The following is a 19,205-nucleotide window of genomic DNA, read 5'->3' on the forward strand; positions in this document are numbered from 1 at the left end:
AAGCGGCGGGGGCTTTTTTGTGCTGCAAGAATTGTTAAATCTGATAGAATAAGGTTAATTAATTCAAGAATGGGGAGCAAAAATGGCTAAAATTTTTGTAATTGAAGATGATAAGGAAATTGCGGAAGAAGTCATGCAAACATTAAATAAATGGAATTATCAAACTGAAACCGTAAATGATTGGCAAAATATTCAGGCAGAAGTATCCAAGGCTCAACCTGATTTGATTACAGTGGATATTTCTTTACCATCTTTTGACGGCTTCTATTGGACTGAGCAAATTCGCCAAATCACCAATGCACCAATTATCTTTATAACAGCACAAAGCATTAATAATGATGGTGTTCGCGCACTGGCCGCCGGTGCAAGTGACTTTATCGAAAAGCCATTTGCAATGGATTATTTGATTGCTAAGATTCAATTATTGCTTAAAGAAAAGGCCATTCCATCATCAACAATGGTCGAAGCAGGTGATTTTCGGCTGAATTCATTAACGAATACCGTAAAATATAAAGACGTTTCTGTTCGACTAACCCCAACCGAAGCGATTATCCTGAAAATTCTTTTTAAAAGCCCATATGAAATTGTTTCCAAGAAGAAATTTATAAAGTTTTTATGGGAAAATGATCAATTTATCAACGAAAATATTCTTGAAGTCAACATTAGTCGGTTACGCCAAAAATTATCACAACTTGATGACCGAAAACACATTATGACTATTCGCGGAAAGGGATATCAATGGATAAATTAATAGAAGCTGTCAAAGTCAGTATTCCATATATAATCACGTACTTAGTCCTTATTTTAGTCTTTGCTTTCTTTGTTTATCTTTACAATCTAAAGTTAGCTTTGATTTTGGCGTTCATTCAATTTACATGGCCTTTTGGAGTAGCAATTGTTCTCATTGCTGAATACAGATATTTTTATGTTAGAAAAAAATTACAACACCATGATTACCGGCAATCAGATGTTTTCATGTATGATCAACTTTATTTAAAAGAACTCCAAAGCTTAAAGCAAAAAATAAATGATGAACGAAATCGAGAATTGCTTAATCAAAAGGAACGTGAAGACTATATTCGTTTATGGTCCCACGAAATCAAAACTCCATTGACGCGCATGAAACTGATGCTTGATGATAATCATCAAAATTCAAACAATAAATTGCAAAAACAGGTTAGAATTATTCAAAGTCAATTGGACTTGCTTCTAACATATGAACGGATCAAAAGTTTCAATAGTGATATTCATTTTAAAGAGGTCAATTTGAAAGATGAATGCAACCATTGTTTAAAGAACTTGATGGAAATGGCAATTGATAAAAATTTGACGGTTCAAAATAATCTTCCAAGCGTAACTTACCTTACCGATGAAAAATGGCTAAAAATAGTGCTTGAGCAACTGTTACTGAATGCGATTAAATATTCAAATGATAATGGACAGATTAAAATCGAACTTCAAGGTAATGTTTTAAAAATCATCGATAATGGTATTGGAATTCAAGCTGCCGATCTGCCGGAAATCTTTAAAGCTGGATACATTGGGAAAAATACCCGCCAAAATGAAAATGCTAGTGGTTTAGGATTGTACATCGTTAATCAAATTTGCCAAAAGCTTAATATCGGAATTAATGTTCAATCAGTTGAAAATCATGGAACGACGGTTAATTTATCGCTCGTTTCCAAACTAATTCAAAAATAACAAATTGTAAGGTTCTTGCTAAAACTGTAAGTACAAAGCTAGCAAGAACCTTTTTATAATAATTAATGAAATCAAGGTAGAAATGGGGTTTTAAAATGAATCTATTAGAAATCAATCATCTTCAGAAAATTTTTAATGAAAATCGTCCTAATCAGGTTGAAGCATTAAAAGACATTAGTTTAAATGTTGAAACGGGAGATTTTATTGCTATTATGGGCGAATCGGGAGCGGGAAAATCAACCCTTTTAAATATTATTGCTACTTTGGAACAAGCGACAAGCGGACAAATCGTCTTGAATGGAACAGACTTAATGACGCTTAAAGAAAAGAAACGAGCCCAGTTTCGGCGGGAGCATCTTGGATTTATCTTTCAGCAGTTTAATTTACTAGATACTTTAACCAATAAGGATAATATTTTCTTGCCCCTTGTTTTATCTAAGGTTAAGTACCCAGAAATGGAGAAACGGATTACTCCAATTGCGCAACAGCTCGGAATTAATAAGTTATTAGAACGGTATCCTTACGAAATCTCTGGTGGACAAAAACAACGAATTGCAATTGCCCGGGCATTGATTACCAATCCAGAATTAATTTTGGCAGACGAACCGACCGGGGCTTTAGACTCAAGTAATTCAGAACGGCTTCTCCGACTTTTTCAAACGATCAATCAAAATGGTCAAACAATTATGATGGTAACGCATAGCGCATTAGCTGCAAGCTATTCCAAAAAGGTAATTTTCATCAAAGACGGAATTGTATTTCATGAATTAAATCGCGGTCAAAATTCTGAAAACCAATTTTTAAGTCAAATATCACAAGCAGCATTAGCAATTCAAGAAGGGGATCACAATGACTTACATTAAACTCGCAACGGATGGAATTTGGAAAAATAAGAAATATTACTTTCCATACATTATCGCAACATCCATTCTGTTCGCATCCAACTACATTTTATTTTCGATTTTACAAAATCAAAGTATCAAAAATTCAATGTTTGGCAGTCAGCTACAAGGATTAATCAAATTAACACTTTGCTTATTAATTTCAATATCCGTTATCTTTATGATTTATGTTGATCATATTTTGTCAAAATCTGAAACACGTGAATTAGGGTTGTACAACATTTTAGGATTTACAAACCAAAACTTGAAAGTCGTCATCACAATTCGATTGATTGCTAATTACTTAATCTCCGCCGTCATCGGATTAATTCTTGGAATCAATTTTAACCGTTTTTCGTTTATGACATTACAGCGGATGCTGAACATTAAGGAATTTAAATATTCTTCAGTAACGAGTGCAATCCAAATTACGCTTTTAATGTTTTTAGCAATCTTTCTATTACTCCTGTTAATTCGGTTTTCTCATCTCAAAAAGATCAATCCGCTTGATCTTTGGAAAGCCGCTTCAAACCAAGAAAAGGCAATTAAAGCTCCCGTATTTTCTGGGATTTTAGGAATTATTGTTTTAAGCATCGGCTATTACTTAGCAGTCACAACGCAACCGACCATGATGGCAATCGTTAAATTTATGATGGCAATTTTCATGGTTGTTATCGGAACCTATCTGGTATTTAGCTCTTTTAGCATTTTATTGCTTAAATTGCTTCAAAAAAATAAACATTTTTACTATCAATCACGCCACTTAATTTCAGTTTCAGGAATGCTTCATCGAATGAAATCAAATGGCATAAGTTTAGCTTCAATTTGTTTATTATGTTCTGCAATCATCGTTGTTTTAATCGGTAGCGTCAGTATGGAAGTCGGGAAAGAAAGAATCGTTAAATTGTGGTGTCCAAGCGACATTACACTTACAACCAATCGTCCATTAACAGCAGGTCAACGGGAAACAATTGCAGAATGTTCGAAGACTTATCACGTTCAAGCTCAGATTGCACATCAGGCTAGAATGACAACTCCACTTTGGGGGAACTTAAAGGGAGATCAATTTGAACAAGGGAATATTCAGTCTGCAAAATATCAGTTAACGTTTGTTTCACTTGCGGATTATAACAAAGCACAACATACCAATATCAAATTGAATAAAAATGAGGCGTTATTCTATTGTCCGGATTTAAAAGCTAAACCGACAGCTTTAAATATTGGTGGTCAACGTTTAAACTTACGGTCAATTAAAACATTTAACTTGTTTGCAAATTATGACCATAGTATCGTGCAACCAGCATTTGTAATTGTTAAAGACATCGATGGTTTTCAAAAATTAACGAACGAGCCCCTAATCTACTTAACATTCCTCAATACAAAGGGAACAACTCGTGAGAATTTACGCTTTGCTTCGATTCTTCAAACTAAACTTGGGCTATCAAATACTGAATATACTTCAAAGTATTTAACGGAAACTCAACTTACGCCAATTTTTGGTAGTTTCTTGTTCTTAGGAGTAATTATCAGTATTATTCTTCTAATCATTACAACCATGATGATTTACTACAAACAAATCGCTGAAGGGCTTGAAGATCGTCAAAATTTTCAAACAATGCAACAAATCGGATTAAGTCAAAGGGAAACAAGTCAAACCATTCATAGCCAAATTTTGATGGTTTTTGAATTCCCGATTTTAGGAGCAATCATAAATGCCTGCTTTGCATTTCCAGCAATCCGCAGTATTTTAAAGCTTTTTTCAATTTACAATTTCAAAATGGTTCTTGCTGTAAGCAGCAGCGTGATCGTCTCAATGATTGCCTTTTATTTGTTGATCTATCTCTTAACAACCCGGATTTATCGGCAAATTATTAATCAACGAATTTACTAAATCAAACAAAGGAGCTTTAAAGTTCCTTTGTTTTTTGTTTTAATAGGAATAAAGATAAGGGGAGGTTGACCATGAGTTACGATTTAACTGAAATTAAAACCTTTGCGAAAAATTGTTTAGACGGCGATATTACCGGTCACGATTATTTTCACGTGGATCGGGTCGCTCGGATCGGTGTGCAACTGTATATTGCTGATCATCCTGAAGGGGATGCTCATGCAATTTTTATCATTCAAATTGCATCATATTTGCATGACACGATCGATGAAAAGATTACGAATAACGTTGAACACCGCTTAGAAGAAATCCATCACCTGACAACGATTCAAGCATTATCTAGTGAAGACCAAAATAATATTTTTGACACGATCCAAAACATGTCATTTTCAAAAAACATTGAACATCATCATCAATTATCGCTTGAAGGACAGTATGTCCAAGATGCCGACCGAATCGAAGCACTGGGAGCAATCGGCATTGCCCGGGCATTTGCATACGGCGGGAAGCATGATAACCCAATTTACGATCCGCGGATCCCTGTTACCAAACTTACTTCACATGACCAATACCGGACAAAGCAGGAAACAACGATCAATCATTTTTATGAAAAGCTTTTCACCCTTGAAGACTTGATGAATACACCAAGCGGGAAAGCGATGGCTCACAAACGAACCCAAGTAATGCGGAACTTTGTAAATGAATTTTTAGCGGAATGGAATTTGGAAGATTAGGAAAGGACCGTCTTTTAAATGTTAACGTATAAAAGTTATGGTAATTCTGAAAAACCAGTCTTATGTTTGTTACCAGGAGCTGGATTAGGAGCCTGGGCTTATAATCAAATAATCCCGTTAATTACAAAAAATTTTTATGTGATCATTCCGGATGTATTATCTAACTTTAAAACAATCGATAATGCGATATATCAACTTCATGAGCTAATAGCTATGGAATTTAAGGGAAAAATAAAAATATTAGCCGGATTAAGTCTTGGCTCGCAAATCGCTTTAGCGTTAGCAGCAAAATATCCTGCAATCTGTGATGATTTATTGCTAGAAAGTTGTGCTGTTTTCCCTCAATCCATTTCGAAGTTGATCAAACCGTTTACCAAGTTAAGTTATCCGTTAACGCGTTTTAATTGGTTTAATAAATTACAGGCAATGACGTTACATTTGCCACCAAAAATGGATCGCTTTTACAATCAAGAAGTAAAGGCAATGTCAGAGCAAACCTTAGTTAATATGTTGTCGGCAAATACAGCATTTAATATTCAAAACCTTATTCCGATTAATTTTAAAGGAAAAGTTATTATTGCATATGGAACTAAGGAGGAAAAGTTAATCTTTAAATCAAGTAACTTTCTCTCTGAAGAATTTATAAATTCTAGAATTATTCCTTTAAAAAATTACCATCATGGGGAACTTACATTAAGCCATCCAGATCGTTTCTGCCAAATTATAAATAGCTTTCAAAACTAATAAAAAAGTATCCCAACGAATTGATTGGGATACTTTTTTAGTCACGATCAATATCAAACATTTTTTCATTGATTCCGCGCTGGCATTCCGCTTGAATCGTAACGTGCGAGATATGGTATTTGTCTTGAAGCAATTTGCTAATTTGACGATAAATTGGTTCAACTTCGCTTAACTTAATGTCTTCACAGTTAATGTGCGCTGAAAACATTGTATGATGTTCGTCAACGAGCCATGCATGCACATGATGGACCGAGTTCACTTGCGGAATACTTATAATGTCCCTTTTGATTGCATCATAATCGATATCTGGGGCAGCCTGCATCAAAATGTTGATCGTCTTTTGAATGATTGGCAGGGCTTCATAGGCAATGTAAAGGGCAACCAGAACTGACACAACTGGATCAAGCCATTTAATATGCCAGAAAATCAAAATAATCCCGGTGATTACAACTCCAATTGATGACAGCCCATCCGCCAAAATATGAAGATAGGTTGCTTTAATGTTTAAACTGTGGCGGCTTCCCGCATGCAATAAGCCCGCTGATATAAAGTTGGCCAATAAGCCGACAACCGCAACGACCGTCATAATATCACCGTTAACGTGATCCGGATGCATAAACCGTTTGACCGCTTCGATTACGATAAAAAGGGCAATTACGATCAATAACCCTGCATTTAAGAGCGCTGATAGAATTTCAGCCCGGCGGTAACCAAACGTTCGCTGAGGTGTTTCAGGTTTAGTCGCAATTCGTTGCGCAATATAACTAATTACGATCGAAGCTGAATCGCTTAAATTATGAAACGCATCAGAAAGCAAAGCTAAACTGCCTGAAAGAAGCCCACCTAAAATTTCAACAACGGTAATCAAAACGTTTAAAACCGTTACCCAGAAAAATCGGGCCGTACTTACATTTTCAGTTTCCATTCAGATCCTCCTTTTCTTTAAGTTCCTAATTCCATAATACAGGCACGGTCAAGGTTAATCAATTAATGTTGATCATTTCATAACAGTTTCTTTAATTGGCAAAAGTTATAAAAAGTTATAAAACACAATTTAAAGTTATAAAAAGTTATAAAAAATATTCCCGTTTTAATCAATCACATCTGTGCTACAATCAAGTTAAATATCAAAGGAGGAACCTTTTATGATCGATCGAATCGAAAAATCAGCCTGCACATCTGTCATGGTTGGGAAAAAAGCATCATTAAACGGCTCAACGTTTATTGCCCGTAATGAAGATCGGCTCGTTGCTATCTATCCTAAGCGTTTTTTGATTCAACCTGCAGTCAGCGGCCGCAAAGAAGTTTACAAATCAACTTATAACAAGCTTGAAGTGCCGTTACCTGAATCCGGTTACCGGTACTCTTCAACTCCAAACGTCACGATGGAAGATGGAATCAATGAAGAAGACGGCTTCAATGAAAAAGGCGTTGGTGAATCAGCAACCGAAAGTGTTTATGCTAATGAACGTGTCTTAGCATGCGATCCATATAACAAGGACGGTTTGGCTGAAGACTCAATGACAACGCTTGTCCTGCCATTCATCAACTCCGCTCGTGAAGGCGTTCAATATTTAGGCAACTTAATTGCCAAATATGGGGCAGCTGAAGGAAACGGGGTTCAGTTTAACGACCGCGATGAAATCTGGTATATGGAAATTGCAACCGGGCATCACTGGGTTGCCATTCGCATCCCCGACGACTGCTATGCCGTTGCGGCTAACCAAATCGCAATTGAAGAAATTGATTTTAATGATCCGGACAACTTTATGTGGTCTGACGGCATCCAAGAATTCGTTGAACAAAACCACTTAAATCCGGATGAAGGTCAATTCAATTTCCGGCATATTTTTGGAACGGATACTGAAAAAGACCACCATTACAACACACCCCGGGTATGGTTTGCTCAGCGGTATTTGAATCCTGAAATCGAGCAGGAACCTGAATCACCAAATATGCCGTTTATCCGGAAACCAAGCCGGAAACTATCGCTTGAAGATATTCAATATATTTTAAAGTCGCACTATAACGAAACGAAGTACGATCCGCTTGGGAACGGTGATCCTCGTGACCGGAAAAAGTACCGGGCAATTTCACTTTCACGGACTGCCAACTCGCACATTCTTGAAATGCAATCAAATGGCGAAGGGGTCCAATGGCTTTCGTTTGGTGTCCCTGCATTTTGCCCACACATTCCGTTCTTTACGAACGCCAACGATACTGATCCTTCATACAGCAATACGCCCGTAAAGATGGATCTGCAAACTGACAGTGCTTACTGGTTGTATGAAACATTAGCAATGGTCGTTGAAAGCCACTATGCTGATTTCATTCAAGATGATTTAGATTTTCAAAAAGAAATTTCACAATGGAGTCATGCTAAAGTCAACGAAATCAATGACTATGTTGCTGCGCATGATTTAAAGGGTGAAGAGTTAACGAAGTTCTTGACGGATCAAAATCACGAAATCGTTGCGCACTGCAACCAACGGACAAAGGAATTTATCGCGGAATTGATTACCCGCGGAACAGAATTATCCGACTTAACATTCAAGATGGACCCAAACTTGTAATCGAATTGATTCTCACTGGAATTATCCAGTGAGATTTTTTTGCAAAAAAATAAACACTTCAGCAAAGAATGGGTGTATTTTGAAAGTAGCTGGAGTGTTTATTAGTAATTTTAAATTACAGAGATAAATCTCTATAAGTGTAGAATAATTAATTATGTAAAGGTTGTCAATAAAAAGCGCATCTTTTTTTCGAACTTATCCAAAAATTAATGGTTAAATATTTTGAAGGTTCAAAATACCCGTGTGATATAATGGTTTTGAGTTATTTTGATTTTCAAAGTAATTCAATTTTTAATTACAAAGAGGAAAAAGAATGAAAGAGATTTCAAAATTTAAACCATTAATCACTTATTTTATTTGGTTAATTTGCTTTTTATTGATTCAATCTGCTTGGGTATGGATATTTCTCAAATTTCGCATCGGTGATAGCTTTGATTTGCAAAAACGGATTCTATTCCGAATGGGAATTTTGGAAGTCATCATGCTCATTTTCTGCTGGATGCTTAATCATTTTTATACTCACGAAAAGCTGCTTTTCAAAAAGACGTTTTATCTCTCGTTTTTAGGCGACTTTTTAATTGCCTTTTATATGGTCGTCTTTGAAAAGAACCTTTACCGTATCCATGCGCCGCTCTTTTGTTTAATAACTGCACTTTTAGTTGCATGTGCTGAAGAATTTATCATGCGGGGAATGCTATTACCAAGCATCATACATCATGTTCACAAGACTCACGTAATTTGGAAGGGAATCTTCCTTAGCAGCTTTCTTTTCGGAATTACTCATTTAATGAATATTCTTCATCAATCTGCATATCAAACCATGTTGCAAATGATTGGGACATTTTTATTAGGAATTATCCTAGCTGTTATCTATTTGAAGTCCGGAAACTTGATTATGCCGATTTTACTCCATGGACTCTTGGACGCATGTTCAATCGGAATTTCAACGTCGCATTCAACCACAATGCTGAATAACCACGGAAATCCATTAGGAACGCTTATTTTATTTGTTCTTGCATTGCTATTTTTAGCAACCGTTGTTTCAAAGAAGCAGCAAGCTAAAATTGAAAAACGATTTAACGTATAAAGAAGAGGGCTGTGACCGACATCACAGTCCTCTTTTGATTACCGTTTCAAACATTTTACAAATTGCGGATCAAACGAATTAATAAATTTTTGATCATGTTCAACAATCAGCATTGTCGGTGATTTTTCTTTGATCATTGTCAAGATTTGTTGCTGGTTTTCAATATCTAAGTAATTTAATGGCTCGTCCCACAAATATAAGTTTGCTGGTTCAACCAAAGATTTCGCCAATGCGACTTTCTTTTGCTGTCCCTTACTCATCTGCTCAATTGGTAGATTAAACACTTCACGCGGCATCCCCAGCTTACGCAAAAGGTTCAAGATTTCATTGAAATTCAATCCATTCTGATCTGCAAGCTGCATAATCGTTCCGTTCAATTTTACCGATTGGCTCAAATAACTAATTTTAGCGTGCGGATAAACGTGAAAATCACCGGTCGAATTCATTTGAACCAGATTCAAAATAAACTTAAATAGCGTAGACTTTCCAATTCCGTTCTGACCGGTAATGATCAGCTGCTCATTACGCTTTAAAGTAAACGTGACTGGATCAAAAAGTGGGGAATCATACCCAAGTTGAAAATCTTTAAAAGATAAAATTTCGTCTTTTCTTGAAGGAATATAGTTGATCGTTAGCGACGAAGTCTCAATTATATTATTGAAAAGTGCTTGTTTTTGCTTAATTTTCTGATCAATTCGCTTTTGAATTGCCTTTGAGCGTTTCATTGAACGTTTCGCCCGGGCACTTGTAAAACCACTATGACCAGTTCCGCCGCTTCCTTTGACATGCGGGTTTCCATAGTTATCTTTTTCACGTTGCACAGCCCAGTCCTTCTTTTCTCGTGATGTTTCCCGTAGCCGCTTGATTTCACTTTTTAATTTTTGATTCTCTTCCAGATAATTTTGATCCTGATTTTCCTTTTCAACTTTATAGGTGTCAAAGTTTCCATGAAATTGGAAAATTGTATTTCGCTCAATTGATAAAACATGGTCGATTATTTGATTAAGAAATGCAACATCATGACTTACAACAATAAATCCTTGTTTCTTGTGTTTTAAGTAATCCGCAACTTGTTTTCGACTTTTGCCGTCTAGATGGTTAGTCGGTTCATCAATTAATGGAAAAACGTCATCATTCTTAAAAAGGGTTGCCAGCTGAACCTTCGTTTGTTCGCCACCACTTAATTCGGCATATGGCCGCCAAATCAGCTCGTCTGAATTTGAATACATCTTTGACAGCTCTTTCTTTAATTCCCATTCTTCAATTGGATAGTTGTCCTGAATCGCCATAATTGTTGGATAAGAAGGGTGGTCAATTTTTAATGGAAAATATTGGAAAGTCGTCTGACGTTCAATTTGACCGCCATTCGGGGCAAGTTCGCCGAGAAATAATTTTAAAAAGGTTGTTTTTCCTTGGCCATTCCGTCCAAGTAATCCCAGCTTCCAATCAAGGCCGATGTTTAAATTTACCTTCTTGAAAAGGGGTGTAAGTTGACCATCATATGCGAAAGTTAAATTTTTGACTTTAATGTCTGCCATTCTGATACTTCCTTTCAAAAAGGACCCGTACACTTTTACGTAATACAGGTCCAAATATCGTCAGGAAAATGCCGTCATTTCAGGCTTAAAACCGTGTATTACGATCAATTTTCAGAATTAAAAAAATGCACAAAAGTCCCGCCTAAAAATAAATTAAACAGTTATTTTTGCAAATTAATAATTCTAGAAAATCAATCGAAACACCTCCGAGTTAAGTTGTTAAATAAAGTATACACCTATTTTGATTAAAATGTTTTATTATATTTTATTCAACCTTATCAAATTTAATTTATGTTATCATATGTATAGACCAATTATAAATGGAGGGGTTTTTATGTGTACAAGTTTTACTTTACATGCCAAAGATGAAAGTTACATGCTTTCGCGGACAATGGACTTTAGTATTGAAATGGCTAAAACGGTGACTTATATTCCGCAAAATTTTCATTTGATTCATGATTACAGTTCAAGTGAAATGTATCAAACAAAGTATGCTTATGTCGGAATGGGAGCTCTTGAAGATCATTGCAACATCGTTTTTGATGGAGTCAATGAACAAGGCTTAACCGCGCCGATCCGCAAACAGTAACGACTGCCGTTAAGGTCGCTCCAGATATGGTTGTCGGCTATACATTAGGAAACTGCGCTTCTGTAAACGAAGTTAAAACAGCATTCGAACAAAACCAAATTCAAATCGTTGACGAAAAGAATCCAACGTTAGGAATCACTCCGCCGTTACATTATATTTTCATGGATAAAACCGAGACAACGATTGTTGTTGAAGTGATGAAAGATGGGGTTCATGTTTATGACGATACGGTTGGCGTAATGACTAATAGTCCTGATTATCCATGGCACGAAAACAACTTAAATAATTATTTAACAGTCACTCCCAAACAACATGAACCGGTTAATTGGTTAGGCAAAGAACTACATCCAATGAGTCAAGGCTCTGGAAACTTCGGCCTTCCAGGTGACTTTACTCCGGTTGCCCGGTTTGTTCGGGCAGCTTACTTAAAAACTTCATGCCTCAAGCCGATGACGAATATGACAATTTGATCAAGGCAGAAAACATTCTCAAATCAGTAAACGTAGCCAAGGGCGCTGTTGTCACCGAAACCGATGCGCAAGACTTTAGTTGTTACCGGTCATTTATGAGTGCAACGTCGCAAACATACTACTTTGCAACGTATAACAATCAACGGGTGCGGAAGATCAATCTTCAAAGTTTAACTGATTTAACCGAACCGAAAATTTTTGTTGTTGATAATCACGAAGATATTTTGGACATTACAAATAATTGATAAAAAGACATCTGATGAGTGTTCACCAGATGTCTTTTTATCAATTATTTATTCCATACTTCTTCTATTTATTCCATACTTCTTCGTATTCGGCTTCCTTAAAGCCAACCGTAATCCGTTTTTCGTCAACCATAATTGGTCGCTTAATCAACATGCCGTCATTTGATAAAACGGTACATGCTTCGGTGCATGACATTTCGTTGACTTTATCCTTTAATCCTTGTTGCCGATAATGTTGACCACTTGTATTAAAGAATCGTTTTTGCGGCAAATCCGTCATTTTCATCCATTTTTCAAGTTGCGCTGCAGACGGAGGATTTTTAACTAAGTCATGCGGCGTATATTGAATATGGTGTTCATCCAGCCATTTTATTGCTTTCCGACACGTTCCGCATCGCGGATAATAGTAAAAATCAGGCATTTGGACCGACCTCCTTAAATTATTCAAAAATCATTTTGCAAAATATATTTTGATTATCATAACAAAAAACAATTAGAATATCAATCGCGTTAAGCAAAAAACAAATTAAAGTGTATAATAGTTTTAATAACCAACATCAAAAAGGATGAATTTTCAATGGAAATACACGACATTAGCAAGCTTGAACTTGCCATTTATTTTGGATTATCAATTATCATTAATAGTTTTGGGAATGCACTAACCGTTGCGTTAAACTTAGGAAGTCCATTATGGACCGCAACGTGTGTCAACGTCAGTCAGACGATTCATTGGTCACTTGGAAACATCATGGTGATTTGGGGTGCATTATTGATCATCATTAATACCATTTTGATTCGGAAAATCGATTTAAAGCGCATTGGTAAAAGTATCATCTTTATGGTGTTATTTTCGTACCTTGTAAGTTGGCTTAGCAGCATTTTAAAACACTCATTAGTAATGACCATGAATTTACCAACGAGAATTTTATTTGATTTATTTGGAATATGTTTAGTATCATTAGGTGTTTCAATGTACCAACGCGTAAACTGGATGCTGCATCCTGCAGATGATTTAATGCAAATCGTCCGGTTTAAGTTCTTTAATGGAAATTCAACTAAAGCAATGTTTGCCGTTTATTTGCCAGCAATCATTATTGTTGCAATTACATTTTTAATCAGTCATCAAATTGTCGCAATCAACATCGGAACAATTTTTGGATTATTATTCCAAGGACCAATGATTGGAATTTGTGATCGAATTTGCTTTAAACGGTTAAAGCATCATAATTTGGATCATTGAGAACCCCTCTTTTAAGTTGCATATGTTAGTCATTAAAACTATAATTTTAATAACAGATTAAATCAAAGAATTAGCTATCCCCTTATCAAGCTTTAGAAAGGATTTGTTTATGGATCACGATCGTTACTTACCATTAATTCAAACTGAACTCAAAAAACTTCCAGTTTATATCCGTGATTTTTATTTGCAAACTAATCATTCAATCACAACGATTTATCAATATCTGACTGAATTTCGACGATTTTTTAATTGGTTGCGCGAATCAGGCATTTCGGATGCAAAGGAAAATCAAGCAATTAAAGTTAAAACGCTTGCTAAGTTGCGCCGTTCAGACATTATGTTGTACATTGATTTTCTTAAACATTCTAAAAACAAACAAGGACGCGTTAATTCACCAACATCCATTAATCGGTCGATCAATGCTTTACGGTCATTATTTAAGTTTCTGACTGTTACGGCAGATACTGAAGATGGCAAACCGTATTTTACTAATAACGTGATGCTCAAAATTGATTCATTAAATACCACGGAAACGTTGAATTACCGTGCTCACAACCTTGAAACACACATGTACACTGGCGAACGGAAATACGAATTCATTGATTTTATCGAAAATGAATATGAAAAAAATTGTGATCCGCGGGCTTTAACCGCGTTTAAGAAAAATAAAGAACGCGATATCTGTATTGCTGCGATGATCCTTGGGACTGGAATTCGGGTTTCAGAAGCAGCCAACGTTAATGTTGAAGACCTTCATCTTGAAGATGCAATGCTTGATGTTACGCGGAAAGGTGGCATGCGGGACTCAGTTCCAATTGCGCCATGGGTCGTTCAATACGTCGAACGCTATGCTAAAATTCGCCAAGACCGGTACAATCCGCCGAAGGATCAAAAAGCATTCTTTGTCACTGAATATCACGGTGAGGTTCGGCGCATTACGTATAATTCAATTGAAAAACTGATCAAAAAATATTCTACGGCATTTGGTCATCCGTTAACGCCCCACAAATTACGGCATACTCTCGCATCGGAATTATATGAAATCACCAAAGACCGGGTCTTAGTATCCCAACAATTAGGGCAAAAAGGGACATCCGCAACCGATTTATATACCCACGTCAATCAGGAAGCTCAAAAAGATGCCCTTCGGAAGTTAAAATAAGCCCTTTTGCCCTTCTCTTACTGGTCCCCTTTCAAATTGGAAATTAAAAAAAGGTTGTGACGTAAGTCGCAACCTTTTTGCTATATCCGCATAATCGGGTTCCAAAACAAACGAGCTATGTGGAAGTTCGAAAAGTTCCGAATCTATGCTCCGCGATTCGTTCGCTTTTCTGCTTCCACCACGCTCGTTTTTGACGTTTTGTCACACCTTCTTTGATTTTATTTTTCTAATTGACGCACATAAACCGTAATTCCAATTAAAGCAATGGCAATGATAACTAAAATTGTCAGGCCGATTCGACCACCAGTAAGGATCGCACTGGCTTCGCTTAGGCCTAAACCTTCAAAAATCGTAATGATCGACGACATCAAACTGGTTCCAATCGTTCCTGAATACTGTTGGAAAGTATTGAAGATTGAACTGACAAGCGAATGATCTGCCGCTGAAACATACTTTCCGGCATCTGACATAATATTGCCAAATCCAAACGTATAACCTAACCGGAAGACGATGTAAATCAACCCAATTAAAAATGCCGTCAGAAATTTAAAACTGATCAAATAAAGAGCAACTCCGGCAAACAAGAAACCACTTGAAAGCGTTAGTGTAAAGAATGCACCCTTTTTATCATAAATTTTCCCTGAAACGGGCGATAACAATGCGCCGATTACCGCTCCCGGAAACAGCAACATTCCCGTAACCAATGAATTATAGTGCAAAACCTCTTCAGCATAAAGCGGCAAAATAAATACCAAACTTAAATTCATAAACTGCAAGCTGAAAAATGAAATCAAGCGGAAACGAACGATTTTATTTTTGACAATTCGGAAACTCAGATATTTCCGCTTTGTATGCTGATTTTCATAAATGAATGCCCCTAAAAGAACAACACTGCCAATTAAAAGTCCAATCAACGATCCCGGATGATGAATTTGCGTTCCAAGATTACTGATTACCAGGCTAAACGTAATAACCGTTGCTCCAAATAAGATCAGTCCAAGATAATCAAAAGACGTTGAAGCCGTTTCAACCTTTTCCTTTTTAAGCGAATACATTCCCATTCCAAAAGCAACCAACAATAGCGGCAACACAATAACAAAGATCATCCGCCATGAAATTAAATATGTCAGTAATCCGCCGTATGTGGGACCGAAAGCCGGGCCAAATGACTTAATCATTGTTACGATTCCGTTGTACTTACCAAACTGATCTTGCGGAATCGAATGGAAAACAATTTGATACATCAGCGGCGTTGCAATCCCCGTTGCAAATGCATTGATCATGCATCCAACCAGCAGCATTCCAATTGATTGAGCAAACGCACTAATCAAGCACCCCGGAATAAACGCCAATGCCGCTAACATAAAAATTCGCCGAAGCGGAAAATGCTTCATTAAATAAGCCGTCGCACTCATTGTGACCGTTGCAACTAAATAGTATCCTGATGCCAACCACTGAACGACAGCTAAGCGCGTATTAAATTCACGAATTAACGTTGGAAAAGTGACAACCAGGGAAGTTCCAATCAAAATTCCGATAAATCCCAGACAACTTCCACTGATAACACTTAGTTTTTCCTTTGTTGAGACGTTTTCCATTAAAATCACCTTCAGGTTCCATTTTATCACGAATGAAAATCAGCGCCGATGAAGTCCTCTTATCATCGACGCTGAAATCTTAATGATTTTTCTTTTGCCGTTGCTTTAAACGCCGGTTAACGCGCTGAACGTCATTAATTTGCATGAAACGAATTACTAACTGAATAATAAGATAAATCGCTGCAATAAATAGGAGACTTTCAAAGTTAAATTGATAGTTAACTCCATAATATATTCTATAAATCGGTCGCAAAAAAATCCAACTCGCAGCTAAAACAATAAGATAATGAATGAGGAATGCAAGGTAATAATTAATTCGCGGAATTCGGAAAATAAAGGTTGCCCCGCCAATCATTGCCCCCATTAAAGAAATCTCCGCTGCAATCGGCAATGTCACTTTTACCGATGAATAACATGAAACGCCGATCCATACATAACAGGTAATTCCAATTTCGGTTCCAATAATCATTCGCTGAAGCAATTCAATTAACCATCTCATTTTTGAAACACCCTTTCCTTAACTTTTTTCCAGTATCGCCGTGAAATTGCAACTTCCTGATGATTAGCCATTTCAGCTAAGTAAGTTCCTGAAAAGCTGCTTCGAAATTTTTCAACAAAGTCGAGGTTTAAAATCAAACTCCGTGAACCCCGAACGAACCGCTCATCCTGAAGCTGTTCTTCGATTTTTCGCAGTGGTTGGTGAATTTTAAACTTGCGGTCTAACAAATGAATGGTGGTATAATCACCCCAAACATCAACAAAGACGATTTCGTTATAATGAATCCGATAAACTGTTTGGTGCGCATTGATAGTAACCGTCTGCTCTTCCTTTTGAATTTTTTCAAGTGCCCGTTCAATTTCATTAACTTCGTGGTTTTTCGTTTGAGCTGTAATTAAAACGTTGGTTTCATTAACCGTTGAATCTGGTTTAAATTGATATTTCATTTAACTTCGCTCCGCCATTGTAACTTCAATCATTTTACGACTAATTATTGCAATTAAAAGAATCAAAACAATTCCTGTCCCAATTAAAATCAATGTTATCATTTCTGAACTAACTTGCGAACCATTGATTGTTAAGTTCAGTCCGAAAAACTTCTCCATCGGTACTCGAATCGGCTTGATCGTCGCCTTTAATAAGTGATCCATCAAGATTTGACGGTTTTGAGCAACAGAATATGTAAGCGGAAACGCTTTGATTACATGCTGCGCTGTCGTTGACATCTCTCCAATTGGAAAATATCCGCCAATCAAAAAGCCAAATCCAGAACCAAAAATTGTATTAACTGCTCTCAATGCCGTCTCATTCTTGATAAATGCACAAACCAGACATGCAATTCCCGTTGCGCAGAATGAATTTTCAATCCCGATTACTACCAAATGAATAATCATTCCTGTTGTTAGTCGTAAACTTTCATAGGTTAAAAAGTATCCCCAAACAATTCCAAAAACTAAAAACTGTATTCCAACTGAAACAAGCATGGCTGCTCCAAAATATCCTAAAAGGAGTCTAAGCGGCGATGCAACACTGATTTTGAAGTCTAAAAATTTATTATTATTTTTATCTGTTACCAATTGGCCCATCACATTTAACGCGGTCGTCATTGCAGTAATCGTTAACAACGCCCCAAGCATCCACATATCTAAAACTTTTCCGGCAGCTGTTATTTGGTGAAGCGAACTTAAAATATTTTTTCGTAAAAATAAAATATAAATAAAAAAGAAAATCATTGATCCTAAAAGGGAAAACATGATGTTTGAAAATTTCCGAAAATAAATTAAAATATTGCGTTTAATAATTGCGACCATTATGCTTCCTCCTTGATAAGCTTCATAAACACATCCGTCATCTCAACCGGTAAATATTCAAAATAATCGATTTGGTCTTTATACTGATCCAAAAACTGAATTGCCGTTTGAGCGTTTGAACATTGATATTCATAAAAATCGCGCTTAAATTTCAATTTTGAAACTAACGACTGATCAACTTCATTCTTAAATTTAATTCGAAGCTTAACCTGCGAATATTTTTGTTTCAGTTCGATCGCTGAACCATGTTCAACAATCTGGCCATGATTTAAAATGTATACGTTATCGGCATTTTCAGCTTCTTCAAGATAATGAGTCGTTAAAAAGACCGCTAATTTCTGTTTTTCTTTTAATTCATTAATCAGTTGCCAAATTTCTTTTCGGGCTGTTACATCCAAGCCAATTGTTGGCTCATCTAAGAAAAGAACATCAGGCTGATTTAATAATGCTCGGGCAATATCAACTTTACGTTTCATCCCTCCAGAAAGGGCTCCGTACTTTCGATTGGCAAACTGATCAATTCCCGTTTTATGCATAATTTCTTTAATGTGCTTTTGAACCGCTTGGCCTTCCAGTTCTGCTCGAATCTGGAGATTTTGCTTGACGGTCAATTCATGATCCAAAATACTATTTTGAAAAACGACGCCGATTTTTAAATTATCATGGTAAATGATTTTTCCGGACGTCGGTTTTAAATTTCCAATTAACATCGCAATCGTTGTTGACTTACCTGCGCCATTGCTTCCAAGATAAGCGGTGAGTTCTCCTGAACCGACTTCAATGTTTAAGTTTTGAACCGCAGTAAATGCTCCAAACTTTTTAGTTAACCTTTGAGTTTCAATTAATTTCATCCCAATTTCCTCCTGAAATAATTTCATTCTTACTATACCGAATTTTATTTTCAAAATGAGCATTTTTCGCTAACCGGACATTTTTTAGCGATAAG

Annotated in this window: 19 protein-coding genes and 1 pseudogene; 12 read left to right on the top strand and 8 right to left on the bottom strand. The window is 36.4% G+C overall.

All coding sequences use genetic code 11. The features are described from left to right. The first annotated feature begins 82 nt into the window (after positions 1–82). The 6 genes from Q3C15_RS00585 to Q3C15_RS00610 all read left to right on the top strand — a co-directional run bounded on the left by Q3C15_RS00585 (position 83) and on the right by Q3C15_RS00610 (position 5,948). Entirely contained in the window at positions 83–751 is a 669-nt protein-coding gene (locus tag Q3C15_RS00585; protein ID WP_302703458.1) for a response regulator transcription factor, read from the top strand. Continuing rightward, positions 739–1,701 carry a HAMP domain-containing sensor histidine kinase gene (locus tag Q3C15_RS00590; RefSeq protein ID WP_302703459.1) on the top strand — a complete coding sequence of 321 codons (963 nt, stop codon included), beginning with the start codon at positions 739–741 and terminating at the stop codon, positions 1,699–1,701. Before Q3C15_RS00585 ends, Q3C15_RS00590 begins: the two co-directional genes overlap by 13 nt. 95 nt (positions 1,702–1,796) lie before the next feature. Continuing rightward, the gene (locus tag Q3C15_RS00595; RefSeq protein ID WP_064213084.1) at positions 1,797–2,564 is read left to right on the top strand and encodes an ABC transporter ATP-binding protein; all 768 of its coding nucleotides are present in this window, start codon (positions 1,797–1,799) and stop codon (positions 2,562–2,564) included. After that, on the top strand, positions 2,551–4,473 hold the full coding sequence (locus Q3C15_RS00600; RefSeq protein ID WP_302703460.1) for a hypothetical protein: 1,923 nt from the start codon (positions 2,551–2,553) through the stop codon (positions 4,471–4,473). The genes Q3C15_RS00595 and Q3C15_RS00600 overlap by 14 nt, the downstream gene beginning before the upstream one ends. A 71-nt stretch (positions 4,474–4,544) precedes the next feature. Further along, on the top strand, positions 4,545–5,204 hold the full coding sequence (locus tag Q3C15_RS00605) for an HD domain-containing protein (protein WP_064214892.1): 660 nt from the start codon (positions 4,545–4,547) through the stop codon (positions 5,202–5,204). An 18-nt stretch (positions 5,205–5,222) separates the two neighbouring features. Further along, positions 5,223–5,948 carry an alpha/beta fold hydrolase gene (locus Q3C15_RS00610; RefSeq protein ID WP_302703461.1) on the top strand — a complete coding sequence of 242 codons (726 nt, stop codon included), beginning with the start codon at positions 5,223–5,225 and terminating at the stop codon, positions 5,946–5,948. A gap of 37 nt (positions 5,949–5,985) precedes the next feature. Here the strand turns inward: Q3C15_RS00610 and Q3C15_RS00615 are convergent, their stop codons facing one another. Continuing rightward, positions 5,986–6,873 (bottom strand): cation diffusion facilitator family transporter, encoded by an 888-nt coding sequence (locus Q3C15_RS00615; protein ID WP_302703462.1) that lies wholly within the window; start codon positions 6,871–6,873, stop codon positions 5,986–5,988. A 220-nt stretch (positions 6,874–7,093) separates the two neighbouring features. Here Q3C15_RS00615 and Q3C15_RS00620 point away from each other — a divergent pair, with 220 nt between their 5' ends. After that, the gene (locus Q3C15_RS00620; protein ID WP_302703463.1) at positions 7,094–8,521 is read left to right on the top strand and encodes a C69 family dipeptidase; all 1,428 of its coding nucleotides are present in this window, start codon (positions 7,094–7,096) and stop codon (positions 8,519–8,521) included. Positions 8,522–8,834: 313 nt separating this feature from the next. Beyond that, positions 8,835–9,608 carry a CPBP family intramembrane glutamic endopeptidase gene (locus Q3C15_RS00625; protein WP_302703464.1) on the top strand — a complete coding sequence of 258 codons (774 nt, stop codon included), beginning with the start codon at positions 8,835–8,837 and terminating at the stop codon, positions 9,606–9,608. A 38-nt stretch (positions 9,609–9,646) separates the two neighbouring features. On the opposite strand, the gene abc-f is transcribed toward Q3C15_RS00625, so the two are convergent. Beyond that, positions 9,647–11,146, bottom strand: coding sequence for a ribosomal protection-like ABC-F family protein (gene abc-f / locus Q3C15_RS00630; protein WP_302703465.1), 1,500 nt, complete (start codon positions 11,144–11,146; stop codon positions 9,647–9,649). A 334-nt stretch (positions 11,147–11,480) separates the two neighbouring features. On the opposite strand from abc-f, the gene Q3C15_RS00635 reads away from it, so the two are divergent. Both Q3C15_RS00635 and Q3C15_RS00640 read left to right on the top strand, forming a co-directional pair. After that, positions 11,481–11,735, top strand: a complete 255-nt coding sequence (locus Q3C15_RS00635; RefSeq protein ID WP_302703466.1) for a linear amide C-N hydrolase — start codon at positions 11,481–11,483, stop codon at positions 11,733–11,735. 26 nt (positions 11,736–11,761) lie between these two features. Then, positions 11,762–12,450, top strand: a pseudogene (locus tag Q3C15_RS00640) (linear amide C-N hydrolase). 64 nt (positions 12,451–12,514) lie between these two features. Here Q3C15_RS00640 and Q3C15_RS00645 read toward each other — a convergent pair. Then, a complete protein-coding gene (locus Q3C15_RS00645) occupies positions 12,515–12,871 on the bottom strand; it encodes an arsenate reductase family protein (RefSeq protein ID WP_204779610.1) in 357 nt (118 codons plus the stop codon). A 156-nt stretch (positions 12,872–13,027) separates the two neighbouring features. Here Q3C15_RS00645 and Q3C15_RS00650 point away from each other — a divergent pair, with 156 nt between their 5' ends. Both Q3C15_RS00650 and xerS read left to right on the top strand, forming a co-directional pair. Then, complete coding sequence (locus Q3C15_RS00650) at positions 13,028–13,690, top strand: hypothetical protein (protein WP_283580587.1); 663 nt, start codon at positions 13,028–13,030, stop codon at positions 13,688–13,690. 109 nt (positions 13,691–13,799) lie between these two features. Continuing rightward, the gene (gene xerS, locus Q3C15_RS00655; RefSeq protein WP_302703467.1) at positions 13,800–14,852 is read left to right on the top strand and encodes a tyrosine recombinase XerS; all 1,053 of its coding nucleotides are present in this window, start codon (positions 13,800–13,802) and stop codon (positions 14,850–14,852) included. Between the two features lie 218 nt (positions 14,853–15,070). Here the strand turns inward: xerS and Q3C15_RS00660 are convergent, their stop codons facing one another. From Q3C15_RS00660 to Q3C15_RS00680, 5 genes are all read right to left on the bottom strand, one after another. Beyond that, the gene (locus Q3C15_RS00660) at positions 15,071–16,450 is read right to left on the bottom strand and encodes an MFS transporter (RefSeq protein ID WP_302703468.1); all 1,380 of its coding nucleotides are present in this window, start codon (positions 16,448–16,450) and stop codon (positions 15,071–15,073) included. Between the two features lie 79 nt (positions 16,451–16,529). After that, complete coding sequence (locus Q3C15_RS00665; protein WP_057828076.1) at positions 16,530–16,949, bottom strand: DUF3021 family protein; 420 nt, start codon at positions 16,947–16,949, stop codon at positions 16,530–16,532. Continuing rightward, the gene (locus Q3C15_RS00670) at positions 16,946–17,395 is read right to left on the bottom strand and encodes a LytTR family DNA-binding domain-containing protein (RefSeq protein ID WP_302703469.1); all 450 of its coding nucleotides are present in this window, start codon (positions 17,393–17,395) and stop codon (positions 16,946–16,948) included. Before Q3C15_RS00670 ends, Q3C15_RS00665 begins: the two co-directional genes overlap by 4 nt. Then, the gene (locus tag Q3C15_RS00675; protein ID WP_302703470.1) at positions 17,396–18,259 is read right to left on the bottom strand and encodes an ABC transporter permease; all 864 of its coding nucleotides are present in this window, start codon (positions 18,257–18,259) and stop codon (positions 17,396–17,398) included. It abuts the gene before it with no gap. After that, a complete protein-coding gene (locus Q3C15_RS00680) occupies positions 18,259–19,110 on the bottom strand; it encodes an ABC transporter ATP-binding protein (protein ID WP_302703471.1) in 852 nt (283 codons plus the stop codon). The genes Q3C15_RS00675 and Q3C15_RS00680 overlap by 1 nt, the downstream gene beginning before the upstream one ends. Positions 19,111–19,205 lie beyond the last annotated feature (95 nt).

The organism is Ligilactobacillus sp. 110_WCHN (assembly GCF_030518115.1).
GTDB classification, from domain to species: domain Bacteria; phylum Bacillota; class Bacilli; order Lactobacillales; family Lactobacillaceae; genus Ligilactobacillus; species Ligilactobacillus aviarius_C.

Excerpts from the sequence above, each read along its gene's own strand:
- Q3C15_RS00585 (WP_302703458.1), top strand. The coding sequence starts at position 83 with ATGGCTAAAATTTTTGTAATTGAAGATGATAAGGAAATTGCGGAAGAA.
- Q3C15_RS00590 (WP_302703459.1), top strand. The coding sequence starts at position 739 with ATGGATAAATTAATAGAAGCTGTCAAAGTCAGTATTCCATATATAATC.
- Q3C15_RS00595 (WP_064213084.1), top strand. The coding sequence starts at position 1,797 with ATGAATCTATTAGAAATCAATCATCTTCAGAAAATTTTTAATGAAAAT.
- Q3C15_RS00600 (WP_302703460.1), top strand. The coding sequence starts at position 2,551 with ATGACTTACATTAAACTCGCAACGGATGGAATTTGGAAAAATAAGAAA.
- Q3C15_RS00605 (WP_064214892.1), top strand. The coding sequence starts at position 4,545 with ATGAGTTACGATTTAACTGAAATTAAAACCTTTGCGAAAAATTGTTTA.
- Q3C15_RS00610 (WP_302703461.1), top strand. The coding sequence starts at position 5,223 with ATGTTAACGTATAAAAGTTATGGTAATTCTGAAAAACCAGTCTTATGT.
- Q3C15_RS00615 (WP_302703462.1), bottom strand. The coding sequence starts at position 6,873 with ATGGAAACTGAAAATGTAAGTACGGCCCGATTTTTCTGGGTAACGGTT.
- Q3C15_RS00620 (WP_302703463.1), top strand. The coding sequence starts at position 7,094 with ATGATCGATCGAATCGAAAAATCAGCCTGCACATCTGTCATGGTTGGG.
- Q3C15_RS00625 (WP_302703464.1), top strand. The coding sequence starts at position 8,835 with ATGAAAGAGATTTCAAAATTTAAACCATTAATCACTTATTTTATTTGG.
- abc-f (WP_302703465.1), bottom strand. The coding sequence starts at position 11,146 with ATGGCAGACATTAAAGTCAAAAATTTAACTTTCGCATATGATGGTCAA.
- Q3C15_RS00635 (WP_302703466.1), top strand. The coding sequence starts at position 11,481 with ATGTGTACAAGTTTTACTTTACATGCCAAAGATGAAAGTTACATGCTT.
- Q3C15_RS00645 (WP_204779610.1), bottom strand. The coding sequence starts at position 12,871 with ATGCCTGATTTTTACTATTATCCGCGATGCGGAACGTGTCGGAAAGCA.
- Q3C15_RS00650 (WP_283580587.1), top strand. The coding sequence starts at position 13,028 with ATGGAAATACACGACATTAGCAAGCTTGAACTTGCCATTTATTTTGGA.
- xerS (WP_302703467.1), top strand. The coding sequence starts at position 13,800 with ATGGATCACGATCGTTACTTACCATTAATTCAAACTGAACTCAAAAAA.
- Q3C15_RS00660 (WP_302703468.1), bottom strand. The coding sequence starts at position 16,450 with ATGGAAAACGTCTCAACAAAGGAAAAACTAAGTGTTATCAGTGGAAGT.
- Q3C15_RS00665 (WP_057828076.1), bottom strand. The coding sequence starts at position 16,949 with ATGAGATGGTTAATTGAATTGCTTCAGCGAATGATTATTGGAACCGAA.
- Q3C15_RS00670 (WP_302703469.1), bottom strand. The coding sequence starts at position 17,395 with ATGAAATATCAATTTAAACCAGATTCAACGGTTAATGAAACCAACGTT.
- Q3C15_RS00675 (WP_302703470.1), bottom strand. The coding sequence starts at position 18,259 with ATGGTCGCAATTATTAAACGCAATATTTTAATTTATTTTCGGAAATTT.
- Q3C15_RS00680 (WP_302703471.1), bottom strand. The coding sequence starts at position 19,110 with ATGAAATTAATTGAAACTCAAAGGTTAACTAAAAAGTTTGGAGCATTT.